Origin of the sequence: Mesorhizobium sp. M1A.F.Ca.IN.020.03.2.1, assembly GCF_004023205.1 — a bacterium.
In the GTDB taxonomy this organism is placed as follows: Bacteria; Pseudomonadota; Alphaproteobacteria; order Rhizobiales; family Rhizobiaceae; genus Mesorhizobium.
The window spans coordinates 1-14,430 of sequence record NZ_RZSV01000051.1 but is presented as its reverse complement, the minus strand read 5'-3'; the positions used below and the strand labels follow the sequence as shown (position 1 = coordinate 14,430).

The window sequence follows — 14,430 nt, the reverse complement described above, 5'->3', positions numbered from 1 at the left end:
CATGCGCCTGGTCGAAGGCGAACGTCATGGACACGCGAACGCTTCTCATACTCGGCCTTGGCATAGCCATTCTGTTGGTGCTGGGATTTTTTGCGCTGCCTGCATGACGGCGCCGGCGGCCACACTTCAGCAGCGTCATGCCGGCCGCCTTCGGTCGGGGCGAGCCGGCGCCACCGAAAGAAGCCTGGAAGGGCCCGCTTACTTCGAAAACTGTTTCAGGTAAGCGATGACGTTGGCTACGTCCTGATCGTTCTTGAGGCCGGGAAACACCATCTTCGTCCCTTTGATCATGCCCCTGGGGTCTTGAAGATACTTCGTCAGCGTGGGCTCATCCCATTTGATGCCGGATTTTCCGGCCTCGATCATAGCAGGGGAAAAAGTGAAACCGGGATGCGTGCCCGCCGTGCGCCCGATGACGCCGTGCAGAGATGGGCCGACCTTGTTCTGGCCCTGGTCTGCAATGTGGCAGACCTTGCACTTGGTGAAGACCTTCTCGCCTGCGGCTGCATCCTGCGCCCGCGAAGGGCTTGCAATGAAGATCGTGGCCGCCGAGGCGATGAAAAGTGCGATTGCGCGCATGGCATTCCTCCCTGATCGATCGTCATCTGCGCCGGACGATGCGCACCACGCCAGCTGCGCTGGGGCGGCCTGCACGGTACAGCGGAATATCCGTGGTCCCACCAATGGAATTGCGGCATCTACATACCACAGTATCAATCCAATGGGTAGAAACGGCAATTTGTGCGAAGGTGCACGTCGCCCAAGCTGCGCAGCGGTTCTGGCAGAACGACATGCATCAAAACACGGACCTAAAGCGCGTCGCCTGAGTCCGGCTCCTCGCGACGCGCCTTAGGCCGTGTGCTGAGAGTCACGGCGGATCGGTATTGCAGCTTGCAGCCATCTGTCCGATCGCCTCGGACAGTCCGGCGAGTTCGAAGTCGGCCTCGCCGCGTCCCGACAGCAGGCCGAAACGCCATGACAGCAACAGCCGGCTCGCCGAAACCAGCCGCTTGATGCCATCGGCTCCGTCCCTGACCAGCATTTTACCGCGTGGGCCGACAGACCAGCTTTCATCGAACTTGCCGCCGCCATCGACCATGACCGACATGGTGATCTTGCGGCTGGCGGAGACTGAATCGTTGAGTTGCAGCCATTCGCTCCAACGCGGTTCGCCGCCCGGTCGACAAGCCAGCGTCAGCACCGGACTGTAGCCCAGCGCGCCGCCGCCGGTGATCAGCTTGTTGGTGGCGTATAGCGACGCAGTGACCTGGCCGTCGTTGCCGGCGTCGACGCGCCAGTTGCCGAGATCGGGTCCGGCCTCTGCCACACCGGCCGCGGCAAGCAAGAGCGCCGCGGTAACGACCACGCCCCTCATCGTGAATGCCACACCCACCGACGCCTCCAAACGACCCTGCGCAATGTGATATCGAGCAGATAATCATCAATGTTCGGTATCGCCAGCAGCGTGCATTCATCTGAAGCGGGTGGTGTTGCCCCGCAGCAACAACGGAGAACATGAACGAAAAAGGCCGCCTCGTGGGCGGCCTTTCGAAATCAGCTTATCGCCGGGTTTACTCGGCGTCCTTGGCGGCCTTCTTCTTCGGCGCGGCCTTCTTCTTGGGCTCTTCCGCCTCACCGGCTGCTTCGCCGGCCTTGGCCTCGGCTTTCTTGGAGGAAGCCTTCTTCGCCGGCTTCGCCTTGCTGGCGCTCTCGGCCTCCTCGTCGTCCGCCATCAGCTCTTCCTTGCTGACCTTCACGTCCTCGACCGAAATCTGGCCCAGCAAATAGTCGACGACCTTTTCCTCGAACATCGGCGCGCGGAGCGAATTGATCGCCTCGGGGTTGCTGCGGTAGAACTCGAAAGCTTCCTGCTGCTGGTTGGCCGGGAAGCGGCGAACCTGCTCGAACAGGCCGCGCTGCAGTTCATCGTCCGACACGGTGACCCCGGCCTTCTCGCCGATCTCGGCAAGAACCAAGCCGAGACGCACGCGACGTTCGGCCAGGCGCATATATTCGGCGCGCGCCTCTTCCTCCGTCGTTTCTTCGTCGGCAAAGGTACGGCCGGCGGCTTCGAGGTCGCGGTTGACCTGCGCCCAGATGTTGTTGAACTCGGCCTCGACGAGCTTCGACGGCGCCTCGAAGGAATAGGCGGCATCGAGCTGGTCGAGGAGCTGGCGCTTCACCTTCTGGCGGGTCATGGAACCGAACTGGTTCTCGATCTGGCCGCGCACGATCTCGCGCAGGCGCTCCAGCGATTCCAGGCCAAGGTTCTTGGCCGTCTCGTCATTGATCTCGAGCGCGCCGGGCTTGGCCACTTCCTTGACGGTGACGTCGAAGGTGGCTTCCTTGCCGGCCAGATGCGCTGCCTGGTAGTTCTCCGGGAAGGTCACCGTGACCTGCTTCTCATCGCCCGCCTTGGTGCCGACCAGTTGGTCCTCGAAGCCCGGGATGAACTCTTTCGAGCCCAGCACCAGCGGCTGGTCGGTGCCGGCGCCGCCGGCGAACGCCTCGCCGCCGATCTTGCCGACATAATCGATGCTCACGCGATCGCCTTCGGCGGCCTTGCCCTCCTTGGGCTCGTAGCTGCGAGCCGATTCAGCGACCCGCTTCACCTGGTCGTCGACCTCCGATTCCGGCACGTCGTAAACCTGACGCGTCACCTTGATGTCGGAGAAATCCTTGACCTCGATGGCCGGGATGACCTCGTAATTGAGGCGGAACTCGAAGTCGGCGCCGCCAGCCAGGATCTTCTCCGCCTCCTTCTCGTCCTCGGTCATGATGACTTCAGGCTGCATGGCGGCCTTTTCGCCGCGGCCCGAGATGATCGAGCGGGTCGAGTCGTTGAGGATCTCGTTGACCACCTCGGCCATGAACGACTTGCCGTACATCTTGCGCAGGTGCTGCACCGGCACCTTGCCCGGGCGGAAACCGTTGATCCGCACCTTGCCGCGGGCGTCGTTCAGCCGCGCCATCAGCTTGGCTTCCATGTCACCGGCCGGCACGGTGATCTTGATCTCGCGCTTGAGACCGGAGTTGAGCGTTTCGGTGACCTGCATCCTAAAACCTTTGTTTTCACCAACGAGGCTGCCAAACGGTCCTTAGCCGTTTACAGCCTGCCGGTATATTCTTGCCGGAAATGGCTTTGGTACGGAACCTGGTGATTTGACCGCCAATGCGGCTCAAACTCTCCTGAACTGCGCTTCCAAAATGTGAAGAAGTCTTTGTTTTTCCTACTTCTTCTTACATTCGGCAGAAGCGGATAGTCGCGTCCCGTCACATTCGACACGCCTTTTGTCACAGGCTAGGCTAATTTTCAACCATCTTCGCGATTACGAGAATGACGGTGACTTGGACCGCGACATTGACAGAATGATGGCTACATGGGATTGCCGGGGAACGCGGATGTGGCGGAATTGGTAGACGCCCTGGATTTAGGTTCCAGTGCCGAAAGGCGTGGGGGTTCGAGTCCCTTCATCCGCACCACCCTTCGCCTTGGCGAGCTTCCAGGTGGTGTAGGTCACCCTATGGTCGTCAGAGCGAAGCGTGTCCCCGAACCTTTGCAAGGAAGGACCGGAGCCATCAACTTCTGGCGGCGCACGCAAGGCTCGAGCAGACAATCCGCTTTTTCGTGTGCAATTCCCTTGAAATAGCGCGTCAACAGGTTCTTAGTCGCAGCAACAGGCAGGTTGGGGCTCTGTCAGCTTGTGCGCCTAGTTTCTCTGGTTCTGGCGGCTGGGTCGGCTGTCGCGGCAGCGACATGTCACGTTGAGGCCTTGGAGTACACTTCGGTTTCCTCTCCGGGCCAGCAGCCAATGCTTCTTGTATCCGGTGAGTTTGGCGCCAATGAACCCCTGAACGCCTTCAGCAACGCGGTTGCGAGCAGCAGGGCCAGGATGATCGTATTCAACTCCCGCGGCGGCAACGTCGGCAGTGCGATTCGCTTGGGGCGACTGATCCGCGCGGCGGGGTTGGATACTTTTCAGCTTCGCCAATTGCAGTGCGCCTCAGCCTGCTCACTGGCCTTCCTGGGCGGCGTCCACCGCGTTGCCGAACCAGGTTCCATCGGCGTTCATCGGCCGTCCCTCAAACCGGCCGACGGGATGTCAAATGAAGACGCGGAGGCCCGTTTCCAGTTCGGCACGGCCGCAATCATATCCTATGTGATCGAGATGGGAGCGGATCCCAAGCTGATGGAATTGGCTTCGAGCTATGACAAGCATGACATACGGTACCTGTCGGCCAGCGAAATGGCAGAGTTGCGTGTGACCAATGCCGCAGCGAACCAGCCGCAAGCAGATGCATTGCAGGTATCAACGACGCCGGATCCTGCGTCCGTGTCCGCTCCTGCGCCCGACGCCAGGCAACAGCCGGAAAGCGTTGCGGTCACCTTCGTCAGGGACCTCATCGAGCATCATGGCGATAACAACGATTTCGCTCTTGCTCAGGCTCAGGCGTCCTACGCTCCCACGGTCGACTATCATGGCAAGTTGACGAACCTAAGTTCGATCATTGAGGACAAGAGGAGCTATTACCAGCGATGGCCTGAACGCGGATACAACGTCCGCAATGACAGCATTGCGGTCAGCTGCGCCAACGATCGCTGCAAGGTCTCAGGCATCTACGACTGGATTGTGCGCAGCCCCTCGACACACAAGCAGGAGAAAGGCGTAGCGGACTTCAGCTATACGATATCGATCGGTCCCTATCCCAAAATCATCGCCGAGACGGGCGATGTCCATAACCAGGACCGTCGTTAACGCGGACCGTCGCGCTGACGCCCAGGCCCGAACACACTAATAAAGCGGCTCCTCGAACAGCGTCTTGTCGCCGTCCATGAGCGCCTTGATCTGCGCCTTGCCATTGGCGGAGAGCGCCAGCTTGACGCCGAACGGCCGCACGCGCATGTCGTTCTGGATCGCCATCCCCTTGCCCTCCGGCAGGTAGAAACGCTCGATCCCGTATTCCGGCGTGATCGTCATCTCGGGTGAGCGCAGATCCCAGCCATCCGCTACATGCCCGACAATGTCGGCCTCATCGGAAGCGGCAGGCGCCGGCGCCTGATCGAACCATGCCGCGCTCGGCTGCCAGTAGCCGTCCACAGCCTTCTTCAACCTGACGACGATCTCGGAGTCATTGCTGGTGAACTTGCCCGGCGGAATGTTGGCGATAAGCTTCACCGGGATGCGCGAGATGTCATAGCCAAGCGAAATATAATCGCCGCGCAGAAGATCGCGCGGGTCAACGGGCTCAACCTTGAGCAGGACCTCCTTGCCGTTGCGCAGGATCGCCGCGCGTCCGGCGATGATCCAGCCCAGCAAGCCGATTTGGACAAGCGCCGTCACCAGCGCCGCGATGATCAGTCTTTTGCCGCTCATGCCGCTGCTCCTCCGGCGGGCGTCTTCATTCGTTTTTCAACGCGGATGATGACCAGCGCCAGTATTCCCAGCAGCACGGCCGCGGACAGGAAGAAGCCCGCCGTGTCGAGCATCGACTGCAACATCACCACATAGATAATGGCGAGCTCGAAGGCAAAGCCGGCATACGCCACCCAGCGCAAGCCTCTGCTTTCACGGCCGCCGAGCATGATCGCCGCGACGATGCCGGCAAGCGCGGCTGCCGAGGCAATGGCAAAGCCGCTGTTGTAGCTCGCCTCATCGGCCAGTTCGAACTGGACCATTGCGAGGCCGGCAAGAAAGCCGATGAGCGCATGCAATGGCAGCCTGCCGCCGAGTTGCACGACGCTGTCGACGGGTTCGGCGACAAAGATCGCTGCCGCGAACAGCAGCATCGAGACGAGCACGAGCGGAATCGCGACCTGGAGCGTGTTGTGGTCGATCGCCAGCAGCAGGAGATAGAATACGATCGAAAGGATGATGACGTGCCGCGCCGCCTGGCTGCGTGTCCAGAATGAAATGGCGAACAGCACCAGCACGATAGCGGCGAAGAGATGCGGGAACTCGGCCCGGCGGAAAAATCCTCCCCATTTAAGGAACAGCCAGGCATCGGCGATGCCGACGGAGGCGACGGTGAGCGGGTTCGAGCGCAATGCGACCGCCGCCAGCGCCGTGCCGGCGCACCACGTCAGCAATGCCGAAGCCTCGTCGCCCGACAGATGATACATCTGACCGATCAGCGCGATTGACCCGCCAAAGGCCGCGGCGGCGATGATCCATAGCGCCTCACCGATCGCCGCATGGTCGCGTGTCTTCAGAACGGCGCCAGCGACATAACCGCCGAGGATGACAGCAAACAGCGCCGTCACACGCGCCAGGCGCGGAATGGCTTCCCAGTTGGCGGCGACGAAGATCAGGATCGCGGCACCGAACAGTAACGCCGCCATCATGGCCAGGATAGAGCCGAAGCTCAGCGAGGCGCGATCGTTGGCGGCAACGTCACGCGTCAATGCGTCCGCCGTCGGCGCGTCGATCAGGCCCGCCGCCCGCCAGCGGGCGATATCGGCCCTCACCTTCGTCGCATAGCCCGCCATCCGTTCCCCCGAGCTTGGCCATTTTTACTACCTCGCGCCGCAAATCGTTGACGCAACGGCATTTTCCGATTCGGTCTTCCTTATGGCGCAAGCGTGAATCGCCGTTAATGTTGCATTGCACAATTTGCATTGCTGCCATGCACCAATGGTACTTTTAAACCGATATGACCCTGCCTATTTTCCGTTCGTACACAAACGGAATGATCCGAACCAAAGACGAAACGAGCACTACCATGAACCTGATCCGCAACTACCGCAACTGGCGCCGCTACCGGGACACCGTTTCCGAGCTGAGCCGCCTGTCGAACCGTGAACTGACCGACCTCGGCATCAGCCGCAGCGACATCCACTACGTCGCTCGCAAGGCGGTCTAATCCGCTTCGGACCGCGAATGGTCCGAACCAGTTTTTGAGAAGAGCAAGACAATGAACCTGATCCGCAGCTACCGTAACTGGCGCGTTTATCGCGAGACGGTTTCTGAGCTGGGTCGGCTTTCGAACCGCCAGCTCAATGATCTCGGCATCGTTCGCGACGAGATCAAGATGATCGCCCGCAAGGCGGTTTGACAAGGAATCTCGCCAGGGTCGACCTCCTCCCCGACCCTGACGGATACGGTCAGCCTTTACCTCCTCCCGAAGGTTGACCACCGAAACGGCGCCCGCCGGACCTCCTCCCCCGGCGGGCGTTGTTCTCCGAAAGGATCCGCCCCTTCAATTGGCGGAAGGAATTTCGTCAAAGCCGACCTCCTCCCCGGCAATGACGAATATGGTCGATCTTCACCTCCTCCCGAGGATCGACCCCCAAAACGACACCCGCCGGACCTCCTCCCCCGGCGGGTGTTGTTGTTTTGGAGGTAGTCGGCCCCTCGAAGCCGGCAATTGCATTCGCCGCGCCAAGCGACTATCTCGGCGCTCATGAGCAAAGATCCCGTTCACGTCATCGGCGGCGGCCTCGCCGGCTCCGAAGCCGCATGGCAGATCGCAGAAGCCGGCGTGCCGGTCGTGCTGCACGAGATGCGCCCGGTGCGCGGCACCGACGCGCACAAGACCGACGGGCTCGCCGAGCTCGTCTGCTCCAACTCGTTCCGCTCGGACGACGCCGAGACCAATGCGGTTGGCTTGCTCCATGCCGAAATGCGGCTCGCCGGCTCGCTGATCATGAGCGCCGGCGACGCGCACCAGGTCCCGGCCGGCGGCGCTTTAGCCGTCGACCGCGACGGTTTTTCCGAGGCAGTAACCGCAAAAATCGAAGCGCATCCGCTGATTGCCATCCAGCGCGAGGAAGTGCCTGGACTTCCGCCGGCGGATTGGGACCAAGCGATCATCGCCACCGGTCCGCTGACCGCGCCTTCGCTTGCGCAGTCGATTGCCGAAGCAACCGGCGCCGATGCGCTCGCCTTTTTCGACGCCATCGCGCCGATCGTCCATTTCGACACCATCGACATGAACACCTGCTGGTACCAGTCGCGCTACGACAAAGTTGGCCCCGGCGGCACCGGTAAGGACTACATCAACTGCCCGATGGACAAGGAGCAATATCTCGCCTTCGTGGCGGCGTTGCTGGAGGGCCAAAAGACCGAGTTCAAGCAGTGGGAAGGCACGCCCTATTTCGACGGCTGCCTGCCGATCGAGGTGATGGCCGAGCGCGGCGTCGAGACGCTGCGCTACGGGCCGATGAAGCCGATGGGGCTGACCAACGTCCACAATCCGTCGGTCAAAGCCTATGCAGTGGTGCAGCTTCGCCAGGACAATGCGCTGGGCACGCTCTACAACATGGTCGGTTTCCAGACCAAGCTGAAGCATGCCGAGCAGATCCGCATCTTCCGCACCATTCCCGGACTGGAGAATGCCGAATTCGCCCGCCTCGGCGGCCTGCACCGCAACACTTATATCAACTCGCCGACGCTGCTCGATCCGTCGCTGCAGCTGAAGTCGCGCCCCGGCCTGCGTTTTGCCGGCCAGATCACCGGGTGCGAAGGCTATGTCGAAAGCGCCGCGATCGGCCTGCTCGCCGGCCGCTTCGCCGCGGCCGAACGGCTCGGCCGGGCGGCCTCACTGCCGCCGTCGACCACGGCCTTCGGCGCGCTGCTCAACCATATTACCGGCGGCCACATCGTCTCCGACGACGAGCCGGGCAAGCGCTCCTTCCAGCCGATGAACGTCAATTTCGGCCTGTTCCCGCCGGTCGAGGCTCCAAAGTCCGAAGGCAAGCGCCTGCGCGGCAAGGACAAGACCGTTGCCAAGCGCCGCGCGATCACGGCGCGCGCATTGGCCGATTGTCGCGTGTGGCTGGGCCTGCCTTCGCAGGCGCAGGCAGCGGAATAGCTACTCCGCCGGCTCGGCACTCGCCGCCGGCAATCCCGGCTTTCCTGCTTCGGACGGATTCCTCCGCACATAGGCCGCCTTCAACGTCTCCGACGTATCGCGCGAGCCGTCATGGCTCCAGCCTGGCGGCCGGATCAGATAGCTGAGACGCTGGCCGAGCGTCAGTCCCGGCATCATCGCATCCTTGAACATGCCGATCCATTCATGGAAGGCGACCTTCAGCGGGTTGAAGGTGCCGATGTTCTTGACAATGCCGTAGCGCGGCCGGTCCTCGTCCAGTTCCGCAACGAAAGTGCCGAACATGCGGTCCCAGATGATCAGCGTGCCGGCATAGTTGGCGTCCAGATAGCGCGGATTGGTGGCGTGGTGGACGCGGTGGTGCGAGGGCGTGTTGAAGACGAATTCGAACCAGCCCCACATCTTGCCGATCGTTTCGGTGTGGATCCAGAACTGCCAGACGAGGTTGAAGCCGAAGACGAACGCAATGACGGCCGGATGGAAGCCGAGCAGCACCAGCGGCGCCTGCAGCACGAACATGAAGGTGAAGAGACCGGTCCAGCTTTGCCGGAGCGCCGTCGAGAGATTGTAATGCTGGCTGGAATGATGGTTGACGTGCTCGGCCCAAACCCAGCGCACCCGATGCGCGATGCGGTGGTAGACATAGTAACGCAAATCATCGAGCAGGAAGGCGGCGACAAACACCCAGATCGACAGGCCGAGATTGAAGAAACGGAACTGCCAGAGCCACAGCAGCGCCCAGTAGGATACGACACCGAGCAGCAGGCCGGCGACGACATTGCCCGTCCCCATCATCAGGCTGGCCAGCGTGTCGCGCGTCTCGAACGATCCCTTGGCGCGGCCGGTGCGTACCAGCCAGAGCTCGATCAGGATCGCCGTGACGAAGAACGGGATGGCAAGCTGGGTGACCTGCGGGAAATTGTAATCGTCCATCACGCCGCCTCTCGGATCTGATCGTGCCTCAGCAGCACCGCCGCCACGGTCAGCGCGTCTGCCTCGTCGGCGAGGGCAAACCGCCCGCCTTTCCAGGTGAAATCATCCATTTTCAGCGACAAGACATTACCTTCCCGCACCAGGGCGAGCACATCCCGCGGCGTGACGATGCGGGTTAGGAAACAGTCGCCGATGCTCTGGACGATGCCGCAGCGCTGCGGGTCGAGTTCCAGGATGGCGGCTTGCCTGTCCGATGTCAGCCTGACCGCCCCAGGCTTTTCGTCTGGAAAGTCTTCGGCAAAACGTGCGAGCGCGTGTTCAGCCCCGGCAAGCGTCGCGGTCGCCGTACCGCCGGTGAAATGCACGGCCGCCACCGACAGCGCGATGCCGAACACGACAAGGACGACCAAAACTGGCAGGCTCATGGAAAGGCGGTCCTCCGCTGGCTCGCATTTCTCTGATGCGAGTCCACGCGCAGAACCCCTAGCATGGTTGACGTTTACGTCAAAGGGGCGTCCAGCCATGCATGGCATGACGCAAGAGCAGCCAGTGCCGGCGCAGGGTTGAGAGGGTCGAAGTGCCCCCGAGTGGAGACCGACCCGGCTTTTCCATCCTGTCGAGATAGGCATGTGTGAGCGCCAGCGGCAGGAAGGCGGGGCGCAGCGACGCGGGGAGCGCCGACGCGCCCTTCTCGAAAGCGCCGAGATGCTCTCGCGCCAGCGCGATCATCGCCCCGACCGCGCGCTCCGCGGCAGCATCGCCGTCGCCCTTGACGAACTCTTCCGGCGAGGTGCCGGCGGCTGCCAGGATATCGGAGGGGATAAAGCACTGTCCACGGCGACGGTGCAGCGGCAACAAAAGCAGCAAGCCGGTGATGGCCTGCGCGCAGCCCGCCCTGCCCGCCAGTTCGGCAAAGCGTGGCGCGGCATTCGGATCGAGCACCATGGCCGCAAGCTGGATGATCGCCGCGGCCGTCTCGCCGCAATAACCCTCAAGGTCGGTCCGCGACGGCATCGGATCGTTGTAGAGATCGAAGATACGCGCTTCGAGCATGTTCTCGAAAGCGGCCTTCGGCAGATGGTTGGCGGCGATCGCCGCCCTCAGCGCGTCGGCGGTCGGATGACCTGTCTCCGCCTCGCCCTCGGCCAAGAGGACATCGCGCCACCATTGCAGCCGGACCTCGCCCGGCAGCGGCTCGTGGATGCGGTCGCGAACGCCGGCGACCTCGGCATTGAAGGCATAGAGCGCAAGCAACGCGTCACGCCTGTCGGCGGGCGCGTAGAGCGCGGACAGATAGCGATCATGGTCTGCGGCACGCACCGCATCCATGACCATGTTGGGCATGCCGGCCATCAATCGACGGCGATCAGCGCTGCGGCCACGGCACGGTCCTCGGCCAGCAGCACGTTGTAGGTGCGCACGGCCGCGCCCGTCGACATCGGGTCGGCCGAAATGCCGGCCTCTTTCAGCGCGGAGCGGAGTGCAGCCGGCAGCGGCCGCAGATCCTTGCCGGTGCCGACCAGCAGGATTTCTACCTTGTCGGCCTGGGCGAACAGCTTGTCGAAGTCCGAAGCTTTTAGCGCCAGCGGATCGGCCGGCTCCCAGCCATGGATACCGGACGGCAGGCACAGCAGCGAGCCTCGATGCGACATGTCGGCAAAGCGGAACCCGCCATTGCCATAGGCCTCGACCGGCGCCCTGCCCGGGAAATGCGCCTCTCGGATGACGATGCCTTTGGCCATGGGGCTAGAGCATGATGCCGAAAAGGGTGGAGCGGTTTTCGGACGACATTATGCTCTATCTCTTTGATTTAGAGCGGATCCAGATCTCAGTTCGACTCGACCTGAGATCATCCGGCTCTGACGGCTTCAGGTCGCCACGGCCTTGCCGTTCGCCGGCTTGGTCTCTTCGGCGGCTGCGGCCTGCGGCCTGAGCTTGAAGAGGATCAGCAGCGGCGCGGCGATGAAGATCGACGAATAGGTGCCGAACACCACGCCGAACAGCATCGCCAGCGTGAAGGAGCGGATCACCTCGCCGCCGAACAGCACCAGTGCCAACAGCGCAAGGATGGTGGTCACCGAGGTCAGCGTGGTTCTGGACAGCGTCTCGTTGATGGCGTTGTTCAACAGCTGCGGCAACGGCATCTTTTTGTATTTTCTTAAGTCTTCGCGGACGCGGTCATAGACGACGATGGTGTCGTTGAGTGAGTAGCCGATGATGGTCAGGATCGCCGCGAGCGACGACTGGTTGAATTCCAGTCCGGTTATGACGAAGAAGCCGATGGTCATCACCACATCGTGCACCGTGGCGATGATGGCGCCGACGGCGAACTGCCACTCGAAGCGGAACCACACATAGAGCAGGATGCCGACCAGCGCGATGAGCATGGCGATCGTGCCTTGCTTGGCGAGCTCGCCGGAGACCGTCGGTCCGACCACCTCCACGCGGCGGAAGTCATACTGGTCCTGCAGTTCGCCGCGCACCTTGTCGATGACGGTCTGCTCGGCATTCTCGCCGGCGTCCTGCGTGCCGACGCGGATCAGAACGTCGTTCGGCGCGCCGAACTGCTGCACCTGGATCTCGCCGATGTTGAGCTCGGAGAGCCTGTTGCGGATGTCACCGAGATCGGCGTCGCCCTGCTTGGACTGCACCTCGATCATCGAGCCGCCCTTGAAGTCGATGCCGTAATTGATGTCGATGGTGAGGAACCCGACAACTGACAGGATCGACAAGATGCTGGACAAAGCGAACGTCCAGCGGCGGATACCCATGAACGGGATCCTGGTGCCGGGCGGAATGAAGGTGACCGGCGCGCGCGGCAATTCCTTCGGACGGGCGCGGCGCAGCCAGATCGACACCAGCATGCGGGTGAAGGTGAAGGCGGTGAAAACGGTGGTCAGAATGCCGATCGCATAGGTGATGGCGAAACCCTTGACCGGTCCTGTGCCCAGCCAGAACAGCACCACGGTGGCAATCAGCGACGTGACATTGGAGTCGACGATCGTTGCCAGCGCCTTGGCGAAGCCGGTGTCGATCGACTGGATCACCGAGCGGCCAAGTCGCCGCTCCTCTCGAATGCGTTCATAGATCAGAACGTTGGAGTCCACCGCCATGCCGATGGTGAGCACGATGCCGGCGATGCCGGGCAAAGTGAGCGTGGCGCCCAGCAGCGACAGCAGCGCAACGATCATCGCCACGTGGACGGCCAGCGCGATGTTGGCGAGGAAGCCGAGGAAGCCGTATGCGACGAACATGAAGGCGACGACGAGGATCGAACCGATCACGCCCGCCACCTTGCCGGCATGGATGGAATCCTGGCCGAGGCCTGGACCGACCGTTCGCTCTTCGATGACCGTCAGCGTTGCCGGCAGCGCGCCGGCGCGCAGCAGCACGGCAAGGTCATTGGCGCTCTGCGGGGTGAAATTGCCGGAAATCTGCCCGGTACCGCCCAGGATCGGCTCACGGATCTGCGGCGCCGAAATCACTTGGTTGTCGAGGACGATGGCGAACAGCTTGCCGACATTCTGCGCCGTCGCCTGGCCGAACCGTGTCGCTCCCTTGGAATCGAAACGGAATGAAACCACCGGCTCGTTGGTCTGCGAATTGTAGGTCGCCTGCGCGTCGACCAGATTTTCGCCGGAAACGATGACGCGGTTTTCGATGAGATAGGGGACCGGCGGATCGTCTTGCGAGTAGAGGACGGAAGAGCCTGCGGGCGGACGGCCCTTCAGCGCATCCTGCACAGGCATCGACTGGTCGACCATCTGGAAGGTCAGCTTGGCGGTCTGTCCGAGGATCTCCTTCAGCCGCTGCGGATCCTGCAGGCCCGGCACCTGGACAAGGATGCGGTCGTCGCCCTGCCGCTGCACGATCGGCTCGGTCGTGCCGAGCTCGTTGACGCGGCGCTCGACCACTTCGATCGACTGCGACAGAGCCGTTGAGGTGCGGTATTTCAGGCCGGCGTCGGTGACCGTGAATTTGAGCAGGCCGGGCTCGGAGTCATCCAGCGACATTTCCTGGATGGAGCCGCCGCTGAACAGTCCCGCCGCCACCGGATCGGTCAGCGGTTTCAGGACCTTCTTGGCCTGGTCGAGTTGAGCCTGGTCCGTGATGCGAACCTGCACGGTGCGGCCGGAACCGGAAAGGCCGGTGTAGTTGATCTTGGGATTGGCCTCGCGCAGCAGCGTCCTGATCTCGTCGCGCGTCGTCTCCATCCTATCCTTGATCAGATCGTTCTGATTCATTTCAAGCAGGATGTGCGAGCCGCCCTGAAGGTCGAGGCCGAGCGTCATCTGCCGCTTCGGCACCCAGCTCGGCAGTTGCGCCAGCATGCTTGCCGGAAACAGGTTGGGCGCGGCGAGGACCACTGTCACGGCCACGGCCAGCCAGATCAGGATCATCTTCAGGCGCGAGAAATAAAGCATTAGTTCTTATCCGTTCAGGCGTACAAGCGGCAGCGTTCCGCCATCGAGGTGGTGATTACTTCTTGGCGTTCTGGTTCGCCACCGGCTCGCCCTTGACGCGCACCTCGGAGATCGTCGAGCGCAGCGCCGTCACCTTGGTCCCGCCGCCAAGGTCGATCTCCAGTTCATTGTCGTCGATCACCTTGGTCACCTTGCCGACGAAACCGCCGCCGGTCACCACCGTATCGCTGCGGCGCACTGCGGC

The 14,430-nt window shown here is 62.3% G+C and carries 15 protein-coding genes and 1 tRNA gene; 5 read left to right on the top strand and 11 right to left on the bottom strand.

The genetic code is table 11. The features are described 5' to 3' along the window. Positions 1-198 precede the first annotated feature (198 nt). From EOA79_RS11080 to tig, 3 genes are all read right to left on the bottom strand, one after another. Entirely contained in the window at positions 199-579 is a 381-nt protein-coding gene (locus EOA79_RS11080) for a cytochrome c family protein (RefSeq protein WP_128293013.1), read from the bottom strand. 289 nt (positions 580-868) lie between these two features. Beyond that, positions 869-1,375: a hypothetical protein gene (locus EOA79_RS11075; RefSeq protein WP_067000878.1), complete on the bottom strand. Its 507-nt coding sequence runs from the start codon at positions 1,373-1,375 to the stop codon at positions 869-871. Positions 1,376-1,571: 196 nt separating this feature from the next. Further along, complete coding sequence (gene tig / locus EOA79_RS11070) at positions 1,572-3,056, bottom strand: trigger factor (RefSeq protein WP_067329599.1); 1,485 nt, start codon at positions 3,054-3,056, stop codon at positions 1,572-1,574. A gap of 342 nt (positions 3,057-3,398) precedes the next feature. Between tig and EOA79_RS11065 the strand changes: the two genes are divergently transcribed. Both EOA79_RS11065 and EOA79_RS11060 read left to right on the top strand, forming a co-directional pair. Continuing rightward, a tRNA-Leu gene (locus EOA79_RS11065) sits at positions 3,399-3,483 on the top strand. Positions 3,484-3,812: 329 nt separating this feature from the next. Further along, positions 3,813-4,757: a hypothetical protein gene (locus tag EOA79_RS11060; protein WP_095825601.1), complete on the top strand. Its 945-nt coding sequence runs from the start codon at positions 3,813-3,815 to the stop codon at positions 4,755-4,757. Positions 4,758-4,793: 36 nt separating this feature from the next. Here EOA79_RS11060 and EOA79_RS11055 read toward each other — a convergent pair whose 3' ends face one another. Beyond that, the gene (locus EOA79_RS11055) at positions 4,794-5,375 is read right to left on the bottom strand and encodes a GDYXXLXY domain-containing protein (protein WP_095825602.1); all 582 of its coding nucleotides are present in this window, start codon (positions 5,373-5,375) and stop codon (positions 4,794-4,796) included. Beyond that, the gene (locus EOA79_RS11050) at positions 5,372-6,487 is read right to left on the bottom strand and encodes a DUF2157 domain-containing protein (RefSeq protein WP_095780730.1); all 1,116 of its coding nucleotides are present in this window, start codon (positions 6,485-6,487) and stop codon (positions 5,372-5,374) included. The genes EOA79_RS11055 and EOA79_RS11050 overlap by 4 nt, the downstream gene beginning before the upstream one ends. Positions 6,488-6,720: 233 nt before the next feature. On the opposite strand from EOA79_RS11050, the gene EOA79_RS11045 reads away from it, so the two are divergent. The 3 genes from EOA79_RS11045 to trmFO all read left to right on the top strand — a co-directional run bounded on the left by EOA79_RS11045 (position 6,721) and on the right by trmFO (position 8,811). After that, positions 6,721-6,861 carry a DUF1127 domain-containing protein gene (locus EOA79_RS11045; RefSeq protein ID WP_006335194.1) on the top strand — a complete coding sequence of 47 codons (141 nt, stop codon included), beginning with the start codon at positions 6,721-6,723 and terminating at the stop codon, positions 6,859-6,861. A 51-nt stretch (positions 6,862-6,912) separates the two neighbouring features. Continuing rightward, positions 6,913-7,053 carry a DUF1127 domain-containing protein gene (locus EOA79_RS11040; protein WP_067000031.1) on the top strand — a complete coding sequence of 47 codons (141 nt, stop codon included), beginning with the start codon at positions 6,913-6,915 and terminating at the stop codon, positions 7,051-7,053. 348 nt (positions 7,054-7,401) lie between these two features. Then, positions 7,402-8,811 (top strand): methylenetetrahydrofolate--tRNA-(uracil(54)-C(5))-methyltransferase (FADH(2)-oxidizing) TrmFO, encoded by a 1,410-nt coding sequence (gene trmFO / locus EOA79_RS11035; protein WP_095825603.1) that lies wholly within the window; start codon positions 7,402-7,404, stop codon positions 8,809-8,811. Here the strand turns inward: trmFO and EOA79_RS11030 are convergent, their stop codons facing one another. The 6 genes from EOA79_RS11030 to EOA79_RS11005 all read right to left on the bottom strand — a co-directional run. Beyond that, complete coding sequence (locus tag EOA79_RS11030; protein WP_176477710.1) at positions 8,812-9,762, bottom strand: sterol desaturase family protein; 951 nt, start codon at positions 9,760-9,762, stop codon at positions 8,812-8,814. Continuing rightward, a complete protein-coding gene (locus EOA79_RS11025; protein WP_067329583.1) occupies positions 9,762-10,187 on the bottom strand; it encodes a hypothetical protein in 426 nt (141 codons plus the stop codon). The genes EOA79_RS11030 and EOA79_RS11025 overlap by 1 nt, the downstream gene beginning before the upstream one ends. 79 nt (positions 10,188-10,266) lie before the next feature. Beyond that, the gene (locus EOA79_RS11020; protein ID WP_245322445.1) at positions 10,267-11,106 is read right to left on the bottom strand and encodes a phytoene/squalene synthase family protein; all 840 of its coding nucleotides are present in this window, start codon (positions 11,104-11,106) and stop codon (positions 10,267-10,269) included. Between the two features lie 8 nt (positions 11,107-11,114). Continuing rightward, the gene (locus EOA79_RS11015; protein ID WP_067329577.1) at positions 11,115-11,504 is read right to left on the bottom strand and encodes an Mth938-like domain-containing protein; all 390 of its coding nucleotides are present in this window, start codon (positions 11,502-11,504) and stop codon (positions 11,115-11,117) included. A gap of 126 nt (positions 11,505-11,630) precedes the next feature. Beyond that, the gene (gene secDF / locus EOA79_RS11010; RefSeq protein ID WP_095801856.1) at positions 11,631-14,186 is read right to left on the bottom strand and encodes a protein translocase subunit SecDF; all 2,556 of its coding nucleotides are present in this window, start codon (positions 14,184-14,186) and stop codon (positions 11,631-11,633) included. A gap of 55 nt (positions 14,187-14,241) precedes the next feature. Next, positions 14,242-14,430 (bottom strand): preprotein translocase subunit YajC (locus EOA79_RS11005; RefSeq protein WP_164893845.1); only part of this gene is annotated, 189 nt, incomplete at its 5' end.

Excerpts from the sequence above, each read along its gene's own strand:
- EOA79_RS11080 (WP_128293013.1), bottom strand. The coding sequence starts at position 579 with ATGCGCGCAATCGCACTTTTCATCGCCTCGGCGGCCACGATCTTCATT.
- EOA79_RS11075 (WP_067000878.1), bottom strand. The coding sequence starts at position 1,375 with ATGAGGGGCGTGGTCGTTACCGCGGCGCTCTTGCTTGCCGCGGCCGGT.
- tig (WP_067329599.1), bottom strand. The coding sequence starts at position 3,056 with ATGCAGGTCACCGAAACGCTCAACTCCGGTCTCAAGCGCGAGATCAAG.
- EOA79_RS11060 (WP_095825601.1), top strand. The coding sequence starts at position 3,813 with ATGCTTCTTGTATCCGGTGAGTTTGGCGCCAATGAACCCCTGAACGCC.
- EOA79_RS11055 (WP_095825602.1), bottom strand. The coding sequence starts at position 5,375 with ATGAGCGGCAAAAGACTGATCATCGCGGCGCTGGTGACGGCGCTTGTC.
- EOA79_RS11050 (WP_095780730.1), bottom strand. The coding sequence starts at position 6,487 with ATGGCGGGCTATGCGACGAAGGTGAGGGCCGATATCGCCCGCTGGCGG.
- EOA79_RS11045 (WP_006335194.1), top strand. The coding sequence starts at position 6,721 with ATGAACCTGATCCGCAACTACCGCAACTGGCGCCGCTACCGGGACACC.
- EOA79_RS11040 (WP_067000031.1), top strand. The coding sequence starts at position 6,913 with ATGAACCTGATCCGCAGCTACCGTAACTGGCGCGTTTATCGCGAGACG.
- trmFO (WP_095825603.1), top strand. The coding sequence starts at position 7,402 with ATGAGCAAAGATCCCGTTCACGTCATCGGCGGCGGCCTCGCCGGCTCC.
- EOA79_RS11030 (WP_176477710.1), bottom strand. The coding sequence starts at position 9,762 with ATGGACGATTACAATTTCCCGCAGGTCACCCAGCTTGCCATCCCGTTC.
- EOA79_RS11025 (WP_067329583.1), bottom strand. The coding sequence starts at position 10,187 with ATGAGCCTGCCAGTTTTGGTCGTCCTTGTCGTGTTCGGCATCGCGCTG.
- EOA79_RS11020 (WP_245322445.1), bottom strand. The coding sequence starts at position 11,106 with ATGCCCAACATGGTCATGGATGCGGTGCGTGCCGCAGACCATGATCGC.
- EOA79_RS11015 (WP_067329577.1), bottom strand. The coding sequence starts at position 11,504 with ATGGCCAAAGGCATCGTCATCCGAGAGGCGCATTTCCCGGGCAGGGCG.
- secDF (WP_095801856.1), bottom strand. The coding sequence starts at position 14,186 with ATGCTTTATTTCTCGCGCCTGAAGATGATCCTGATCTGGCTGGCCGTG.